Genomic DNA, 16,745 nt, shown 5'->3' with positions numbered 1-16,745 from the left:
GCGATGATCGCAAGATGCTGTGTGGCCAGCGTGCTGAGCCTGGGCCTGTGGTGTGCTTCGGTGTGGGCCGAGGCGCCGGAGGTGGACGATGACGGCGTGCCGCAGTACGAGGTGAACTTCGTCGACACCGACATGGGCGAGTTCATCGACAGCGTCTCGCGCATCACCGGCACCACCTTCATCGTCGATCCACGGGTCACCGGCAAGGTCACGGTGCGCACCGTGGACCGGCACGATGCCGAGGCCATCTACGATATCTTCCTGGCGCAACTGCGGGCCCAGGGCTTCGCTGCCGTCGACCTGCCCAACGGCAGCGTGAAGATCGTCCCCGACCAAGCGGCGCGACTGGAACCGGTGCCGGTGGAGCATGCCGGTAAACAGGGCAAGAACAGTGACGGTGTGGCCACACGGGTATTCAATGTGCGCAACGCCGCCAGCGAGCAGATGCTCGGCATCCTCAAGCCGCTGATCGACCCGCGCGTGGGCGTGATCACGCCGTATCCGGCGGCCAACCTGCTGGTGGTGACCGACTGGCGCAGCAACCTGGAGCGTATCGATAAATTGCTGCGTCAGCTCGACCAGGTCAGCGACGAGCCGTTGCAGGTCATGCCCTTGCAGCACGCCAGCGCCACCGACACCGCGCCGCTGCTCACCCGTCTGCTGGCCCGCGAGCAGGGGGCCGACAGCGCCCAGGTGGTGGCCGATCCACGCAGCAATGCCCTGCTGGTGCGCGGCAGCGCCGACAGCCGCGAGCGCGTGCGCGCCTTGCTCGGCCAACTCGACCGGCCCGGCGACAACCTGCGCAGCAGCAATACCCAGGTGATCTACCTGCGCCATGCCAATGCGGGCGAGGTGGTGAAAGTGCTGCGCGGCCTCGGTCAGGACGGCGCAGTGCCCGAGGCGGCGGTGGGCGAGGGCAAGCAGGCGGCCGTGCGCACGACCAGCGATGCAGGGGTTCGCCTGGAATATGAAGAAGGCGCCAACGCCGTGGTCATGGTCGGCCCGGACAGCGAGCTGGCCGCTTACCGCAACATCGTCGAGCAGTTGGACATTCGCCGTGCCCAAGTGGTGGTCGAGGCGATCATCGCCGAGATCTCCGACAGCAGTGCCCAGGAGCTGGGGGTGCAATGGCTGTTCGCCGACCAGAAGTTCGGCGCAGGTATCGTCAACTTCGGCAGCAATGGGGTGAACATCGCCAATATCGCTGGAGCGGCTGCCGCCGGAGACAACCAGGGACTGGGCAAGCTGCTGTCGGCCACCACCGGCGCGACGGCCGGTATCGGCCACTTCGGTGGTGGCTTCAACTTCGCCATGCTGATCAACGCGCTCAAGGGCAAGACCGGGTTCAACCTGCTGTCCACCCCGACCCTGCTGACCCTGGACAACGCCGAGGCGTCGATCCTGGTGGGCCAGGAAGTGCCGTTCGTCACCGGGTCCGTGACCCAGAATAACGCCAACCCTTACCAGACCATCGAGCGCAAGGAAGTGGGGGTGAAGCTGCGCATCAAGCCGCAGATCAACAGCGACAACAGCGTGCGCCTGGACATCGTCCAGGAGGTGTCGTCCCTCGCCGATTCCAGCGCTGCCAGCGATGTGATCACCAACAAGCGCGAGATCAGGACCAAGGTCATGGTCGACGACAATGGCCTGGTGATCCTCGGCGGCCTGATCAGCGACGAATCCACTGCCAGCGACCAACGCGTGCCAGTGCTCGGCGACATTCCAGGCGTGGGCCGGCTGTTTCGCTCCGACAGCCGGCGCAACGTCAAGCAGAACCTGATGGTGTTCATCCGCCCGCGCATCCTGCGCGACGGGCCGAGCCTCGCCGGCCTGAGCCAGGAGAAGTACCGCAGCCTGCAACGCGACACGCCGCTGCAGATGCCCGAACTGGCCGAGGGCGGTGGTCTGTTGCAGGCCTTTCCCGCCAGCCGCGCGCGCCTGGAAGGCGGCAACTGGTGAGGCTGGCCTACCGCGTAGCGCGGCACAGCGGCGTGGCGATGGCGAGCGACGAGCCAGGCTGGCAGCTCTGGCTGCGCGAGGATGCCGACAGCGACCAGGTACAGGAACTGCTGCGCGTGCACGGCCAGCCCAGCGCTGTACAGCACCTGGACCGCGCGGCGTTCGACGAGCGTCTCGGCCAGTTGTACCAGGCCGGCGACTCGGCCACCGCGGCGTTGATCGAAGGCATCGGCGAACAGGTCGACCTCGACGGCCTGATGAGCGAAATGCCGCGCATCGAGGATTTGCTGGAAAGCGACGACGAGGCGCCAGTGATTCGCCTGATCAACGGCCTGTTCGGCCAGGCCCTGCGTCTGCGTGCATCGGACATTCATATCGAGACCTTCGAACAGACCCTGGTGGTGCGTCTGCGGGTCGACGGCCATCTGCGCGAAGTGTTGCGCCCACCGCGTGCGCTGTCGGCGATGCTGGTGTCGCGGATCAAGGTGATGGCGCGCCTGGACATCGCCGAGAAGCGCCAGCCCCAGGACGGGCGGATCAGCCTGCGTGCGGCCGGTCGCGAGGTGGATGTGCGGGTGTCGACGCTGCCGGGCATCCATGGCGAACGCGTGGTGATGCGCGTGCTCGACAAGCAGGCCAGCCTGCTGGCGCTGGACAACCTGGGCATGCCGGCGGCTGCCCTGCACGGGCTGCGCACCTGCCTGGCGCGGCCCAATGGCATCGTGCTGTCCACCGGGCCGACCGGGTCGGGCAAGACCACCACGCTGTACGCCAGCCTCAACAGCCTCAATGACGGCAGCCGCAACATCCTCACCGTCGAAGACCCGGTGGAGTACGCCATCGCCGGCATTGGCCAGACGGCCATCAACCCACGCGCCGGATTGACCTTCGCCAGCGGCCTGCGCGCGATCCTGCGCCAGGACCCGGACGTGATCATGCTGGGCGAGATTCGCGACCAGGAGACCGCACAGATCGCGGTGCAGGCCAGCCTCACCGGGCACCTCGTGCTTTCGACCCTGCACACCAACAGCGCCGTCGGCGCGGTGACGCGGCTGCGCGACATGGGCGTGGAACCTTTCCTGATCGCCTCCAGCCTGCGCGGCGTGCTGGCCCAGCGTCTGGTTCGGCGGCTGTGTTCGTGTGCCGAGGCCCGACCGCTACAGCCGGCCGAGCAACGCCTGTGGCCGGAGTTGGCGGCGTTGCACAGCACCCATCATCCGGTGGGCTGCGCGTCGTGCCAGGGCAGTGGTTATGTCGGCCGCCTGGGGCTGTACGAATTCATCGAGCTGGATGCAGGACTGGTCGCGCTGCTGTACGAAGGCGCCAGCGAAGTCGCGATGCAGCACTACCTGGCCTCCCGGCGCCAGAGCCTGGTGGCCATGGCCAGCGACTGCCTGGCGCGCGGCGACACCAGCCTGGCCGAAGTGCTGCGCGTGGTGCAGGGCTGAGCATGCCGACCTATCGCTACCAGGCCGTGGACATGGCGGGCAAGACCCACAAGGCCAGCGTGCAGGCCGACAGCGAACGCCATGCCCGGCAGTTGCTGCGCGACCAGGGTCTGTTCGCGCGGTCGTTGCAGCGTCATCAAGGCGCAGCGCTGCAACCGCGTCGTCAGCGCCTGACCCGTGCCCAACTGTGCGAGCTGACCCGGCAGTTGGCCACGCTGACCGGCGCGGGCATCGCGCTGGTCGACGCCCTGGCCACCCTCGAACGGCAACTGCGTGCCCCGGCGTTGCAGGCGGTGCTGGTGGCGGTGCGCGGCGCCCTCGCCGAAGGCCTCGGCCTGGCCCGTAGCCTGGCCCGGCAGGGCGCACCGTTCAGCGGCTTGTACTGTGCCCTGGTCGAGGCCGGCGAGCGCTCCGGGCGCCTGGCCCAGGTGCTGACGCGCCTGGCCGATCATCTCGAGCAGGTCCAGCGCCAGCAGCACAAGGCCCGCACTGCGCTGATCTACCCCTGCGTGCTGATGGGCGTGTCGCTGGCCGTGGTGGTCGGCCTGATGACATTCGTCGTCCCCAAGTTGACCGAGCAGTTCGCCCACTCCGGGCAAGCCTTGCCGTTGATCACCTCGCTGCTGATTGGCCTCAGCCAGGGGCTGGTCAGCGCCGGCCCCTGGCTGCTGGGCGCGGCAATGGCGTCGACCGTACTGGGCGCTTGGCTGCTGCGCAAGCCGCACTGGCGCCTGCGTCGTGACCAGTGGTTGCTGCGTCTGCCGCGGATCGGCGCGTTGTTGCAGGTGCTGGAAAGCGCGCGCCTGGCGCGCAGTCTGGCGATTCTCTGCGGCAGCGGCGTGGCGCTGCTCGAAGCCTTGCAGGTGGCCAGCGACACGGTGGCCAACCAGCGCATCCGCCTGGCCCTGGAGCAGGTGCGCCTGCAGGTGCAGGGCGGCACCAGCCTGCACCGGGCGCTCGATGCCTGCGGCCAGTTCCCGCCGCTGCTGGTGAACATGGTCGGCAGCGGTGAGGCCAGCGGCACCCTGTCCGACATGCTCGAGCGCGTGGCCGACGACCAGGAGCGCGGTTTCGCGCGCCAGGTGGACACCGCCATGGCGCTCTTCGAACCCCTGATGATCCTGGTGATGGGCGGCGTGGTGCTGTTCATCGTGCTGGCGGTGCTGTTGCCGATCATGCAGCTCAACCAGGGTCTGCAACTGTGAAAAGGAGTCCCCTCATGCCCCCACGCGCCAAGCGCCAGCGCGGTTTCACCCTGATGGAAATCATGGTGGTGATCTTCATCATCGGCCTGCTCATCGCCGTGGTCGCGCCCAGCGTGCTGGGCAACCAGGACAAGGCCATGCGCCAGAAAGTCATGGCCGACCTGGCCACGTTGGAACAGGCCTTGGACATGTACCGTCTGGATAACCTGCGCTTTCCCAGCACCGAGCAGGGGTTGGCTGCGCTGGTGAAGAAGCCGACCCAGGAACCGCTGCCCCGCGCCTGGCGCAGCGATGGCTACATTCGCCGTCTGCCTGAAGACCCTTGGGGCACGCCTTATCAGTACCGCATGCCCGGTGAGCATGGCCGGGTCGATGTCTATTCGCTCGGCGCCGATGGCGCGGCCGGGGGCGAAGGGATGGACGCCGACCTGGGCAACTGGGCGCTCTGAGATGCCGGGCCAACGCGGCTTCAGCCTGCTCGAACTGCTGGTGGTGCTGGCCATTGCCGGGCTGATGAGCGGGCTGAGCGTGGTCTGGCTCGACAACGGTCATTCGGCCGCCGAGCAGGCCTTGCAGCGTTTGGCGGCGGCGGTGCGCGAGCAGTCTGGCCTGGCCCGCCACGGTGGGCAGTTGCGCGGCTTGCGCTGGAGCGGCAAACGCCCGGAGTTCGTTCGCCATGATGGCAATGGCTGGAGAGTGGAACCGGTGGCGTTGGGCGAGTGGCCCGCGCAGTTACGCCCGGACTGGCTGGCCGCCGAGGCGCCGCAACTGGTGTTCACCCCTGACGGCTGGGCTCGGCCCGGCACGTTGCAGTGGCGCTGGCCCGAAGGCGCGCAGCGCTGGAGTTGGGCCCGGGACGGGCGTTTGCAGGTGGTGGCGCTTCCATGAAAGCGCGGCAGCGGGGATTCACGTTGCTGGAGGTGTGCGTCGCGCTGGGCATTGCGGCGGTACTGGCGGTGATGACCAGCCAGGTGCTGCGTCAGCGCCTGGCGGTGCAGGCAGGCGTGCAGCAGCATCGGCTCGGCGCACTGTGCGCCCGCGAGCTGCTGGCGCGGTTCAGCGTGGAACAGTATTGGCCGTCGAGCGATGTCGGCAGTGGCCAACTGCAGCAGGGCGGGCAGGTGTGCCATTGGCACCTGCAACTGCGCAGCACGGGTGTGCGCGACCTGCGTCGTGGCGAATTACGGTTGTTCGCCGACCGCGACCAGCGTCTGCCGTTGGGGCAATACACGCTGTTCCTGGAGCGTCCATGAAGCGGCGCCAGGCGGGGTTGACCCTGATCGAGCTGATGGTGGCGCTGGCCTTGACGGTGGTCCTCGGCTTGCTGCTGGCCGCCCTTGTGCAGGGCTGGCTCAGCGTGCGCGAGCGCCTGGCCGGACAGTCCGATGACAGCGATGTGCTGGAGTTCTGCCTGGCGCTGGAGCGCCGTTTCGACAGCCCGGTACTGCGTCAGTTGTACGAGCAGCGCTTGCCGCTGGCCACGCGCTGGCTCGACTGGCAGGCCCAGAACCAGCAGTTGCTGTGGGTCGCTGCGGCCGCCTGGCCACAGGCCGAGGGCGGCTCGCGGTTGCAGCGCCAGCGCCTGCGTTTCGACGACAAGGCGCAACGTCTGCTGGTGGAAACCTCCGCCGACCTGTACGCCGCCGAGCGCCCTTTGTGGGTGCTGCGCGAGCACCTGGAGCGGGTCAGCGAAATGAACATCCTGTACTTCCAGGCCGGCAGTTGGCTGACCTGGCCGGCTGATCAGCCGACGCACCCCGGACGAGGCGTGCGCCTGCATCTGCAACGTGACGGAGCACCGTATGTCTGCACATTCGTTCTGCCCTGGGGGCGCTCATGAAGGTTAAACGCCGCTGGCGGGCAGCGCCGCGTCCCTGGTTGTTGCTGTGTCCCGGCGAGCACGGCTGGCGCTGGCGATTGCAGGAACCTGGTGAAGGACGCGTCGAGGGGCAGGGGCGTGCGCCGCAGATCCCCGGTGCCCGGGTAGCCCTGGTGGTGCCGGGTGAGGCGTGCAGTCATTTCCAGTTGGCGGCGCCGCCTGGGCTCAAGCGTGAAGAATGGCCGCTGCTGCTGGAGGATCGCCTGGTGCAGGACTTGGACGCCGTTGACTGTGCGTGCATCGGCCGGACGGCGGGGCAACTGCGTCTGGTGGTGACCGCTCGCCATCGGCTCGATGAATGGCTGTCGCAGTGCGCGGCCTGGGGCTTGCAGGTCGAGCGCTGCTGGGCTGAATTTCAACTGCCGTCGGCGCCACGGCCAGGGCAGGGCTGGCATTGGCAGCAGGGCACGCAGGACCTATGCGCGCGGATCTCCCAGGAGGGTCGCGAGCAGTGGCTGGCCTGGCCGCAGGCGCTGGGCGACGTGCCTTGGGACGATGACGGGGTTTTGCGCTTCACAGGCGACTGGCCACCGCACTGGGCGGATCTGGAGCGTTTGCCGAGCCTGCGGCCACTGCGTCGAGCGCGCCGGTCGCTGCAATCGACGCCGTTGCAGCGCCGTACGCTGATCGCCTGTGCGGCGCTTGCCGTGGTCTGGGGCGGACTGTGGCTGGGTCAGCAGTGGCGTCAGGCCGAGGTCTTTCGTCAACAGGTGCTGGCCGTGACCGGCGCGCAAGCCTCGCCGCGCCAGGCCGCGCAGCGGCTCAGAACCCTGCAGCAGGATGATGATGACGCGGCCTTGCGCCTGCGCCGTCTGCAGGTGCTGCAAGAGCAGGTCAACGTTTGGCTGCTTGCTCATCCGCACTGGCGCTTGCGCGCCGTGCGCTTCGATGGCCAGCGCTGGTCCGTGCAACTGGAGGGCGAGGGCGCGGCGCCGCCGTGGCAGGACATGGCCGCTGCGGTCGGTGCCACCGTTCAGGTGCAAAGCCCGGCGGTGATATTCGATTTGGGGAGCCGCGCATGAGTCTCACCTTCACCCGTGGTCAACGCCTGCTGTTTGCCTGGCTGCTGATTGGCCTGCTGGTCGGTGTGCTGCTGGTGCGCGAGGGCCTGGCCCGCTGGGCCGAGCTGCGCCAATGGCGCGCATTGGCCGAGTCTGCCGTGCGCCTGCAACACGGTCCGCCCATGGGCCTGGACGCGTTGCGCCAATCGGCCGAGAGCCGCGCCATCAGCCTTTGCGAGATCGAACCGCAGGACGGCGACTGGCGAGTGCGCGGTAACGTCGACGACGCGCAGCCGTTGCTGGCCTGGCTGCAGGCCTTGCAGGCCGAAGGTGTGCAGCCGTTGCAGTGGGGGCTGGAGCAGGACGGCAAACGCTTGCGCTTCGACCTGCGGTTACGGCCATGAAGGCGCGCGTGCTGCTGTGGCCGCTGTTGGTTTTTGCGCTGACGCTGGTGGCCGAGTGGCCTGCTCGCTGGCTGGCGGCGATGGCTGGGCTACCGGCCCAGGGCGTGAGCGGCAGCCTGTGGCATGGAGAGGCTGCGCAAGTGGGCGATGCCGGTCCGCTGAAGTGGCAGGTTCAGCCGTGGCGACTGCGGGCGCAGATGCGCCTGGGGTATCAAGGTCAGGATTGGCAGGTGCAGATCGCCGGCTGGCCCTGGCGTTGGCACGCGCAGTTGGCGGCGCTGGGTGCTACGGCGAGCGTTGCGGCGGACTATCGATTGGCCGGTCATTGGCAAGGACGGCTGGACATCGACGGTGCCTGGCGCCGCTGCCAACACGCGGCAGGACGGCTGCAGACGCAGTCGCTGGCCCTGGTCGCGCCTTGGTCGATGGCGTTGGGGGAGGGTTGGTTACAGTTGCAGTGCGACGACGACTGGCGGGTGCAGGGGGCGCTGGCGCTGGCGGGGCAGCACCGGATCGATCTGGAGGCTTTCCTGGGGGCTCGGCGGGGTCGGCTGACTTTCGCGGTGCAGCCCCAGGCGGCGCTGACACCCTTGCTGCGTGGCGCCCAATGGCTGGGGCCTGAGGCCAGCAGTGGCGAGCGGCAGTGGCGCTGGTAGCGCGGGCGCGGGTTACATCGGCGGCGACTGTTCGGCCGGCTTGTCCTTGTTCACGCCCGGTACATGCAGGTTGCCCTCGGCGACCTGGCCTTCGAGCTGCGGTTGGGTCACCCAGGTGAGGATGTCGTAATAGCGGCGGATGTTGGCCACGAAGTGCACCGGTTCACCGCCGCGGGCATAACCGTACTTGGTCTTGCTGTACCACTGCTTCTGCGACAGGCGCGGCAGCATCTTCTTGACGTCCAGCCACTTGTTCGGGTTCAGCCCTTCGCGCTTGGCCAGGGTGCGGGCGTCTTCCAGGTGACCGGTGCCGACGTTGTAGGCGGCCAGCGCGAACCAGGTCCGATCCGGCTCGGCGATGCTGTCGTCGAGTTGCTCCTTGATCAGCATGAAGTACTTGGCGCCGCCCATGATGCTCTGCCGTGGGTCGAGCCGGTTGGACACGCCCATCGCCTGGGCGGTGCGCTGGGTCAGCATCATCAGGCCGCGCACGCCGGTCTTGGAGGTGACCTCCGGCTGCCACATCGATTCCTGATAGCCGATCGCTGCCAGCAGGCGCCAGTCGACCTGCTCGGTCTTGGCGTAGCTCTTGAAGTGCTTTTCGTACTTGGGCAGGCGTTGCTGCAGGTGCTGGGCGAAGGTGTAGGCGCCCACATAGCCGAGCACGTCGACATGGCCGTAGTAACGGTCCTTCAGGCGTTGCAGGGTGCCGTTCTTCTGCGCCTTGTCGATGAAGTCGTTGATCTGGTTGAGCAGGCTATTGTCCTCGCCGGCCGCCACCGCCCAGCGCTGGTCGCGAGCGTCGCCCAGGTCGAAGGCCACGCGCACGTTGGAGAAGTACACCTGGTTCATCGCCAGCTCGTTGGAATCGACCAGGGTGAGGTCGATCTGGCCCTCGTCGACCATGCGCAGCAGGTCCACCACCTCGACCGCGTCAGATTCTTCGTATTCCAGCGTCGGATACTGTTTTTTCAGCTCGGCCAGTTGTTCGGCATGGCTGCTGCCCTTGAGCACCATGATCTTCTTGCCTACCAGATCCTTGGGTTCGGTGGGACGCGAGCGGCCGTTGCGGTAGATGACCTGAGGGGTGACTTGCAGGTACGGATGGGAGAACTTGGCCTGGGTCTGGCGCTGCGCACCGCTGACCAGCCCGGCGGCGGCCAGCACCGGGCCGGCCGGCTTGCCGAGCTGGGCGAAGAGGTCATCGAGGTTATCGGCGGTCTCGATCTCCAGCTTCACGCCGAGATCGTCGGCGAAACGCTTGACCAATTCGTACTCGAAGCCGGTTTCGCCGTTGCGGTCCTGGAAGTAGGTGGCCGGGCTGTTGCGAGTGACCACGCGCAGCACACCGTCCTCCTTCACACGCTCGAGAGTGCTGGGTTTTTCAACACAGGCACCGAGCATCAGGAAGAGTCCGGTTGCGAAAAGCCATCTGGCGCAACGCTGGCGCAAAGCAGTGTGGGCGAACATGGGGTGCAGTATACGCAAAGCACTGCTGGCGCCATATCTCGACAACGACCAGGGAGTCTGATAGCAGCTTGTGAGCTGCAAGCAGCAAGGGGCAAGCTACAAGCGGTAAGCGGCAAGCTGCAAGAAAAGCGGGCGCGGCACAATTCGCTCTTTCTTGCCGCTTATAGCTTGTAGCTTGCAGCTGCTTTTCTGACCCGAAAGTCCGGTTCAACCGCCCGGCCGGCATGGCGTACAGCGGGTGCCGAAAGCCATTCATTTAGGCTAGAATGCACGGCCTCCAAGTACACCCCTTCCTGAGGCTGTCCCGACGATGTTGATCCTGCGCGGCGCTCCTGCCCTTTCTGCCTTTCGCCACGGTAAATTACTCGAGCAACTGAGCCAGAAAGTCCCCGCTGTTTCTGGTTTGTATGCCGAATTCGCCCACTTCGCCGACGTTGACGGCGAGTTGACCGTCGACCAGCAGCAGGTGCTGGGGCGTCTTCTCAAGTACGGTCCGAGCGTACCGGTACAGGAGCCCAACGGCCGCCTGTTCCTGGTCGTGCCGCGCCTGGGCACCATTTCGCCCTGGGCCTCCAAAGCCAGCGACATCGCCCACAACTGCGGCCTGCAGTCGATCCAGCGCCTGGAGCGCGGCATCGCCTACTACGTCGCCGGGAACCTCAGCGAGGCCGATGCCGCGTGTGTCGCGGCTGAACTGCACGACCGCATGACCCAGCGCGTGCTCGGCCAACTGGAGCAGGCCGCCGACCTGTTCAGCCATGCCCAGCCCAAGCCCATGACCTCGGTGGACATCCTCGCTGGCGGTCGCGACGCCCTGGCCAAAGCCAACGTCGCGCTGGGCCTGGCCCTGGCCGAAGACGAGATCGATTACCTGGTCAACGCCTTCCAAGGCCTCAAGCGCAACCCGAACGACATCGAACTGATGATGTTCGCCCAGGCCAACTCCGAACACTGCCGTCACAAGATCTTCAACGCCAGTTGGGACATCGACGGCCAGGCTCAGGAAAAGAGCCTGTTCGGCATGATCAAGAACACCTACCAGATGCACAGCGAAGGCGTGCTGTCGGCCTACAAGGACAACGCCTCGGTCATCGTCGGCAGCGTCGCCGGCCGCTTCTTCCCGAACCCTGAAACCCGCCAGTACGGCGCGGTGAAGGAGCCGGTGCACATCCTGATGAAGGTCGAGACGCACAACCACCCGACCGCCATCGCCCCGTTCTCCGGCGCCTCCACCGGTTCCGGCGGCGAGATTCGCGACGAAGGCGCCACCGGCCGTGGCGCCAAGCCCAAGGCCGGTCTCACCGGCTTCACCGTGTCCAACCTGCGTATCCCCGGCTTCGAGCAGCCGTGGGAGCAGGCCTACGGCAAGCCGGAGCGCATCGTCGATGCCCTCGACATCATGGTCGAGGGTCCGCTGGGCGGCGCGGCGTTCAACAACGAATTCGGTCGTCCGGCGCTGACCGGCTACTTCCGGACCTTCGAGCAGGCCGTCAATACTCACCACGGTGAAGAGGTGCGCGGTTACCACAAGCCGATCATGCTCGCCGGCGGCATGGGCAACATCCGCGAAGACCACGTGCAAAAAGGCGAGATCACCGTCGGCGCCAAGCTGATCGTGCTCGGTGGCCCAGCCATGCTCATCGGCCTGGGCGGCGGCGCTGCCTCGTCGGTGGCCACCGGCGCCAGCTCGGCCGATCTGGACTTCGCCTCCGTGCAGCGGGAAAACCCGGAAATGGAGCGGCGCTGCCAGGAGGTCATCGACCGCTGCTGGCAGTTGGGCGACGCCAACCCCATCGCCTTCATCCATGACGTGGGCGCCGGCGGCATCTCCAACGCCTTCCCCGAACTGGTCAACGACGGCGGCCGTGGTGGTCGTTTCGAGCTGCGCAACGTGCCCAACGACGAGCCGGGCATGGCCCCGCACGAAATCTGGAGCAACGAATCCCAGGAACGCTACGTGCTGGCGGTCAGCGCCGAAGACTTCGAGCGCTTCCAGGCCATCTGCGAGCGCGAGCGCTGCCCGTTCGCCGTGGTCGGCGAAGCCACCGCCGAGCCGCACCTGACCGTCACCGACAGCCATTTCGACAACACCCCGGTGGACATGCCGCTCGACGTGCTGCTGGGCAAGCCGCCGCGCATGCACCGTTCGGTCACCCGCGAAGCCGAACTGGGCGATGATTTCGACCCTAGCGAGCTGGACCTGGACAACGCCGTCGAGCGCGTCCTGCACCACCCGGCGGTGGCCAGCAAGAGCTTCCTGATCACCATCGGCGACCGCACCATCACCGGGCTCGTGGCCCGCGACCAGATGGTCGGGCCATGGCAGGTGCCGGTGGCCGACTGCGCGGTCACCGCCACCAGCTTCGACGTCTACACCGGCGAAGCCATGGCCATGGGCGAGCGCACCCCGCTGGCCCTGCTCGATGCCCCGGCGTCCGGGCGCATGGCCATCGGCGAGACGGTCACCAACCTGGCCGCTTCGCGTATCGACAAGCTGTCCGACATCAAGCTGTCGGCCAACTGGATGTCCGCGGCCGGCCATCCCGGCGAAGACGCCCGCCTGTACGACACCGTCAAGGCCGTCGGCATGGAGCTGTGCCCGGAACTGGGCATCACCATTCCGGTCGGTAAAGACTCGATGTCGATGAAGACCCAGTGGACCGATGAAGGCGTCGACAAGAGCGTGACGTCGCCCCTGTCGCTGATCATCACCGGCTTCGCCCCGGTGACCGACATCCGCAAGACCCAGACCCCGCAGTTGCGCATGGACAAGGGCGAGACCGACCTGATCCTGATCGACCTGGGCCGTGGCAAGAACCGCATGGGCGCCTCGATCCTGGCGCAGACCTTCGGCAAGCTCGGAGCCCAGGCACCGGACCTGGACGACGCCGAAGACCTCAAGGCGTTCTTCGCGGTGATCCAGGGCCTGAATGAGGACGGCCACCTGCTGGCCTACCACGACCGTTCCGACGGCGGACTGCTGGTCACCGTGCTGGAAATGGCCTTCGCCGGCCACTGCGGCCTCGACCTGCACCTCGATCCGCTGACCGACAGCCGTAGCGACGTCGCCGCCATCCTGTTCAACGAAGAACTCGGTGCCGTCATCCAGGTACGCCAGGACGCCACCCCGGATGTGCTGGCCCAGTTCAGCGCTGCCGGCATCGGCGAGCAGTGCGTGGCGGTGATCGGCAAGCCGGTCAACAATGGCCAGGTGTCCATCAGCCTCAATGGCGAAGTGCTGTTCGACGACGACCGTCGCCTGCTGCAGCGCCAGTGGGCCGAGACCAGCTACCAGGTCCAGCGCCTGCGCGACAACGCCGAGTGCGCCGACCAGGAATTCGACGCGCTGCTCGAGGAAGACAACCCCGGGCTGTCGGTCAAGGTGGGCTATGACGTCAACGAGGATGTCGCCGCCCCGTACATCAAGAAGGGCGTGCGTCCGCAAGTGGCGATCCTGCGCGAGCAGGGCGTCAACGGTCAGGTCGAGATGGCGGCGGCCTTCGACCGCGCCGGGTTCGCGGCCATCGACGTGCACATGAGCGACATCCTCGCCGGTCGCGTCGACTTCGAGGCGTTCAAGGGCTTGGTCGCCTGTGGCGGCTTCTCCTATGGCGACGTACTCGGTGCCGGTGAAGGCTGGGCCAAGTCGGCGCTGTTCAACAGCCGCGCCCGCGACGCCTTCCAGGCGTTCTTCGAGCGCACCGACAGCTTCGCCCTGGGCGTGTGCAACGGCTGCCAGATGATGTCCAACCTGCATGAGCTGATTCCCGGCACCGAGTACTGGCCGCACTTCGTGCGTAACCGCTCGGAGCAGTTCGAAGCGCGGGTGGCCATGGTCGAGGTGCAGAAGTCCAACTCGATCTTCCTGCAGGGCATGGCCGGTTCGCGCATGCCGATCGCCATCGCCCACGGCGAGGGCCATGCCGAGTTCGCCAGCGAAGAGGCACTGTTGGAAGCCGACGTGTCCGGTTGCGTGGCCCTGCGCTACGTCGACAACCACGGCAAGGTGACCGAGCAATACCCGGCGAACCCGAACGGATCGCCCCGGGGTATCACCGGCCTGACCAGCCGCGACGGCCGCGTGACCATCATGATGCCGCACCCTGAGCGGATGTTCCGTGCCGTGCAGAACTCCTGGCGCCCGGACGAGTGGCAGGAAGATGCCGCGCTGATGCGCATGTTCCGCAACGCGCGGGTGTGGGTGAACTGAGTGTTCAAGCTGGCCTTTTTCGTGCCTGCCAGCCATGTCGAGGTGGTCAAGGCCGCTGTGTTCGCTGCCGGTGGCGGGCGTATCGGCGACTATGACCACTGCGCCTGGCAAACCCTGGGCCAGGGCCAGTTTCGCCCGCTGGATGGCAGCCAGCCGTTCATCGGGCGAGCCGGTCAGGTCGAGGCGGTGGAGGAGTGGAAGGTCGAGTTGGTGGTGGCCGATGAGCATGTCGCTCAGGTGGTCGCCGCACTGAAGCACAGCCATCCTTACCAGACGCCGGCGTACGAGGTCTGGCCGCTGGCCGACTACTAGGCTCTGTCTGAAAAGCCTTGATACTCGTTCATCCTGCGTTGAAAACAGAGCCTAGCGTCGTCGTTCTCGCGTTGACGCACTGCAATCGACAAGCCCCGTCAGTCTTCTGCCGGGGCTTGTCGTTTTCAGGCGGTCAGTCGAACAGCCCGGCCAGACGTTCCCAGACCGATTTGTCCACGGTTGGGGTGTGGGGAATCTGGAGCTTTTCGAACACGCTGGCGTCGCTGGCCTGACGAATGTTGTCGGGATGCTCGCTGGCCCATTTACGGACCAGCTCGTGCTGCCAGTCGCTGTCGTTGGGATGGGTGAAAAAGGCGCGAGCGACCTTCACCGGATCGCGCAGGCGGCCCCCCTCCCAGTATTTGTACAGCGCAAAGCCGACCTCGCGCACCGCCACGCGGGCCATCAGTGTCGCCAAGGTGTGCAGTGGGTGGACGTCATGGTCCTTGGCCAATTGCGAGTGGGTCGGGTGGGTGGAGCCGGTGAGCATCGGGTTGCCCTGGGTGAGGGTCTGGATGTCGTCCACCGTGTTGCCGGCCAGGTTGAGAATGGCCTGGTAGCCGAGTTTGGTCAGGTCCGCTACCCCGCGCAGGGGGGAGCCGAGAATCCATGACACCAGGCGCACGCCATTGAAGCCGGGGATATCTGCCAGGGTGTCGCGCACCTCCAGTGAGGTCTTGAGGTATTCCTGCCACTTCGGATCGGGGTGATCGCGCAGCAGGATCAGCAGCGCCAGTTCTTCGTCGGCACGCTGGCCGGGGGTGATCTCCTTGAAGCCGGCGGACACCGGGAACAGCACCTTGGCCATGGGCTCGGCGAGGCTGGCGATCACATCGCTGCCGCCGAACATGCCGGTCACCACTGGCCAGCCGTGGGTGCAGTCGGCCTGTGCGGTCCAGGTCAGCACCGTGTCGTGGCCTTGTTGGCGCAGGGCCAGTTCGGCGTAGTTGGAGTGGGCGAAGTAGTCCTCCAGCACATGCAAGGCAGCGCCGAACTCACGCAATCCCTTGGCGGTCGGGCCTTCGGCCATGGCCACACCCAGGCGTTCGCACATGAATTCGACCGATGTGCTGATGTAGCGCTTCATCGAGGTCTTCGCATCGACCTGCAACAACGCATCGTCCTTGCCCACAGGTGCTTCGAAATCCGGGTCGATGCGGCGTGGATCCGAGGCTGCAGGACTGGGGTTGAACGGGTTGTCGATGTGTTCGCTGGGCCGATAGACCCCCAGCATCTGTGGGGTGACGGTGTACTCGCTGCGCCCTTGCGGCGTCTCTTGCAGCTTGGGAAAGGCCCTGAGCGCGAGCAGGTCGACCAATTGCGTCAGCACCTCCCGCGACAGCTTGGCCGGGAAGTCCTTGGGCGCGTCGATTGCTCTGACCAGCTTGGGGTCGAGCAACTGCGAATAGTCGCGCAGCCAGTTGCCGAAGTAGATGGCGTGGCGTTGCTGGGCGTTGAAACCGGCCAGCTTCAGGTCCTCCTCGATCGACTCGTGACCCCATGACAGCTCTGGACGGTTCTTGTCGCCACGTCCAGCCGAAAAGCCTTCGCGCGAACTGGTGGCGGCTTCGATCCGTTGCGCCTGTTCACCCTGGTGCTGACTTAGGTACACCTGCAATGCCTGCCCCTCGACTTCGAAGCTGAGGCTGCGTTGGCCTTCGACCAGTCGTGCGACCCAGTGCAGCCCAGGCTGGCTATGCGCAGCCGAGCTGAACAGATGAGCGAAACGTGCGCCTTCCTCGAGCGCGGCGTCCTCGGCCAGCGTTGTGCCCTGCTCGCGCAGCGGCGCGTAATCGTGGCGCAGCAGGTTGTCCAGATGATGGCCGAACTCGTGGAGCAGCACGGTGGCGAGCTCGCAGCTCATCTGCGGCGCCTGGCGCGCATCGGCGATCAGTTGTGGGTGCAGGTGGATGCAGCGGGTGAGGTTGTCGTAGCAGGCTTTGCCGGGCAATTCAGGGTCGATCCGGTGACTGGGGTTACGCACAGTGCCGTTGCGCAGTGCGTCATGCAGTCGCTGGTAGCACGTGGCAGGCAGGTCGTCACCGAACACCGGGGCTAGCAGCGAGTGGAACTGCGTCGAAGAAAGGTGCTCGGCCAGTTGCGTCAGACGGTCCAGGGCGAAGGTGGTGTGCAGGGTCGCGGCGGTCATGGGGGAGACTCATCGGCAGGTGAAGTCTCCAGCATGTGAGTAGCGCTGGGCT

General features: G+C 66.5%; 14 protein-coding genes. 12 read left to right on the top strand and 2 right to left on the bottom strand.

The annotated features are described in order from the left end of the window. The first annotated feature begins 3 nt into the window (after positions 1 to 3). The 10 genes from gspD to Q7C30_RS12205 are packed head-to-tail and all read left to right on the top strand — an operon-like array spanning position 4 to position 8,552. Positions 4 to 1,959 (top strand): type II secretion system secretin GspD, encoded by a 1,956-nt coding sequence (gene gspD / locus Q7C30_RS12250; protein WP_317871646.1) that lies wholly within the window; start codon positions 4 to 6, stop codon positions 1,957 to 1,959. 38 nt (positions 1,960 to 1,997) lie between these two features. Further along, positions 1,998 to 3,407: an ATPase, T2SS/T4P/T4SS family gene (locus Q7C30_RS12245; protein WP_295485956.1), complete on the top strand. Its 1,410-nt coding sequence runs from the start codon at positions 1,998 to 2,000 to the stop codon at positions 3,405 to 3,407. Positions 3,408 to 3,409: 2 nt separating this feature from the next. Then, a complete protein-coding gene (gene gspF, locus Q7C30_RS12240; RefSeq protein ID WP_317871645.1) occupies positions 3,410 to 4,612 on the top strand; it encodes a type II secretion system inner membrane protein GspF in 1,203 nt (400 codons plus the stop codon). 14 nt (positions 4,613 to 4,626) lie between these two features. After that, entirely contained in the window at positions 4,627 to 5,061 is a 435-nt protein-coding gene (gene gspG / locus Q7C30_RS12235) for a type II secretion system major pseudopilin GspG (RefSeq protein WP_317871644.1), read from the top strand. A gap of 1 nt (position 5,062) precedes the next feature. Beyond that, positions 5,063 to 5,500 (top strand): type II secretion system minor pseudopilin GspH, encoded by a 438-nt coding sequence (gene gspH / locus Q7C30_RS12230; protein WP_317871643.1) that lies wholly within the window; start codon positions 5,063 to 5,065, stop codon positions 5,498 to 5,500. Beyond that, positions 5,497 to 5,865 (top strand): type II secretion system protein, encoded by a 369-nt coding sequence (locus Q7C30_RS12225; protein ID WP_029613812.1) that lies wholly within the window; start codon positions 5,497 to 5,499, stop codon positions 5,863 to 5,865. The genes gspH and Q7C30_RS12225 overlap by 4 nt, the downstream gene beginning before the upstream one ends. Then, the gene (locus tag Q7C30_RS12220) at positions 5,862 to 6,452 is read left to right on the top strand and encodes a prepilin-type N-terminal cleavage/methylation domain-containing protein (RefSeq protein WP_317871642.1); all 591 of its coding nucleotides are present in this window, start codon (positions 5,862 to 5,864) and stop codon (positions 6,450 to 6,452) included. Before Q7C30_RS12225 ends, Q7C30_RS12220 begins: the two co-directional genes overlap by 4 nt. After that, positions 6,449 to 7,513, top strand: coding sequence for a type II secretion system protein GspL (locus Q7C30_RS12215; protein ID WP_317871641.1), 1,065 nt, complete (start codon positions 6,449 to 6,451; stop codon positions 7,511 to 7,513). The genes Q7C30_RS12220 and Q7C30_RS12215 overlap by 4 nt, the downstream gene beginning before the upstream one ends. Beyond that, positions 7,510 to 7,896 (top strand): type II secretion system protein GspM, encoded by a 387-nt coding sequence (gspM, locus tag Q7C30_RS12210; RefSeq protein WP_317871640.1) that lies wholly within the window; start codon positions 7,510 to 7,512, stop codon positions 7,894 to 7,896. Before Q7C30_RS12215 ends, gspM begins: the two co-directional genes overlap by 4 nt. Further along, a complete protein-coding gene (locus Q7C30_RS12205) occupies positions 7,893 to 8,552 on the top strand; it encodes a hypothetical protein (protein ID WP_317871639.1) in 660 nt (219 codons plus the stop codon). Before gspM ends, Q7C30_RS12205 begins: the two co-directional genes overlap by 4 nt. A 12-nt stretch (positions 8,553 to 8,564) precedes the next feature. Here the strand turns inward: Q7C30_RS12205 and mltF are convergent, their stop codons facing one another. Further along, the gene (mltF, locus tag Q7C30_RS12200) at positions 8,565 to 10,022 is read right to left on the bottom strand and encodes a membrane-bound lytic murein transglycosylase MltF (RefSeq protein ID WP_317871638.1); all 1,458 of its coding nucleotides are present in this window, start codon (positions 10,020 to 10,022) and stop codon (positions 8,565 to 8,567) included. Positions 10,023 to 10,332: 310 nt separating this feature from the next. Between mltF and purL the strand changes: the two genes are divergently transcribed. Together purL and Q7C30_RS12190 are read left to right on the top strand one after the other, a co-directional pair. After that, positions 10,333 to 14,232 carry a phosphoribosylformylglycinamidine synthase gene (gene purL / locus Q7C30_RS12195; protein ID WP_317871637.1) on the top strand — a complete coding sequence of 1,300 codons (3,900 nt, stop codon included), beginning with the start codon at positions 10,333 to 10,335 and terminating at the stop codon, positions 14,230 to 14,232. Further along, the gene (locus tag Q7C30_RS12190) at positions 14,233 to 14,544 is read left to right on the top strand and encodes a YqfO family protein (RefSeq protein ID WP_039579771.1); all 312 of its coding nucleotides are present in this window, start codon (positions 14,233 to 14,235) and stop codon (positions 14,542 to 14,544) included. It abuts the gene before it with no gap. Positions 14,545 to 14,677: 133 nt separating this feature from the next. Here Q7C30_RS12190 and Q7C30_RS12185 read toward each other — a convergent pair whose 3' ends face one another. Further along, positions 14,678 to 16,693: an HET-C-related protein gene (locus Q7C30_RS12185; RefSeq protein ID WP_317871636.1), complete on the bottom strand. Its 2,016-nt coding sequence runs from the start codon at positions 16,691 to 16,693 to the stop codon at positions 14,678 to 14,680. Positions 16,694 to 16,745: the final 52 nt, after the last annotated feature.

It is taken from the genome of Pseudomonas sp. RAC1, from assembly GCF_030658255.1.
Taxonomy (GTDB): Bacteria; Pseudomonadota; Gammaproteobacteria; order Pseudomonadales; family Pseudomonadaceae; genus Aquipseudomonas; species Aquipseudomonas boreofloridensis.
The sequence above is the reverse complement of the archived record's forward strand: the minus strand, read 5'-3'. Positions and strand labels throughout refer to the sequence as shown.

Excerpts from the sequence above, each read along its gene's own strand:
- gspD (WP_317871646.1), top strand. The coding sequence starts at position 4 with ATGATCGCAAGATGCTGTGTGGCCAGCGTGCTGAGCCTGGGCCTGTGG.
- Q7C30_RS12245 (WP_295485956.1), top strand. The coding sequence starts at position 1,998 with ATGGCGAGCGACGAGCCAGGCTGGCAGCTCTGGCTGCGCGAGGATGCC.
- gspF (WP_317871645.1), top strand. The coding sequence starts at position 3,410 with ATGCCGACCTATCGCTACCAGGCCGTGGACATGGCGGGCAAGACCCAC.
- gspG (WP_317871644.1), top strand. The coding sequence starts at position 4,627 with ATGCCCCCACGCGCCAAGCGCCAGCGCGGTTTCACCCTGATGGAAATC.
- gspH (WP_317871643.1), top strand. The coding sequence starts at position 5,063 with ATGCCGGGCCAACGCGGCTTCAGCCTGCTCGAACTGCTGGTGGTGCTG.
- Q7C30_RS12225 (WP_029613812.1), top strand. The coding sequence starts at position 5,497 with ATGAAAGCGCGGCAGCGGGGATTCACGTTGCTGGAGGTGTGCGTCGCG.
- Q7C30_RS12220 (WP_317871642.1), top strand. The coding sequence starts at position 5,862 with ATGAAGCGGCGCCAGGCGGGGTTGACCCTGATCGAGCTGATGGTGGCG.
- Q7C30_RS12215 (WP_317871641.1), top strand. The coding sequence starts at position 6,449 with ATGAAGGTTAAACGCCGCTGGCGGGCAGCGCCGCGTCCCTGGTTGTTG.
- gspM (WP_317871640.1), top strand. The coding sequence starts at position 7,510 with ATGAGTCTCACCTTCACCCGTGGTCAACGCCTGCTGTTTGCCTGGCTG.
- Q7C30_RS12205 (WP_317871639.1), top strand. The coding sequence starts at position 7,893 with ATGAAGGCGCGCGTGCTGCTGTGGCCGCTGTTGGTTTTTGCGCTGACG.
- mltF (WP_317871638.1), bottom strand. The coding sequence starts at position 10,022 with ATGTTCGCCCACACTGCTTTGCGCCAGCGTTGCGCCAGATGGCTTTTC.
- purL (WP_317871637.1), top strand. The coding sequence starts at position 10,333 with ATGTTGATCCTGCGCGGCGCTCCTGCCCTTTCTGCCTTTCGCCACGGT.
- Q7C30_RS12185 (WP_317871636.1), bottom strand. The coding sequence starts at position 16,693 with ATGACCGCCGCGACCCTGCACACCACCTTCGCCCTGGACCGTCTGACG.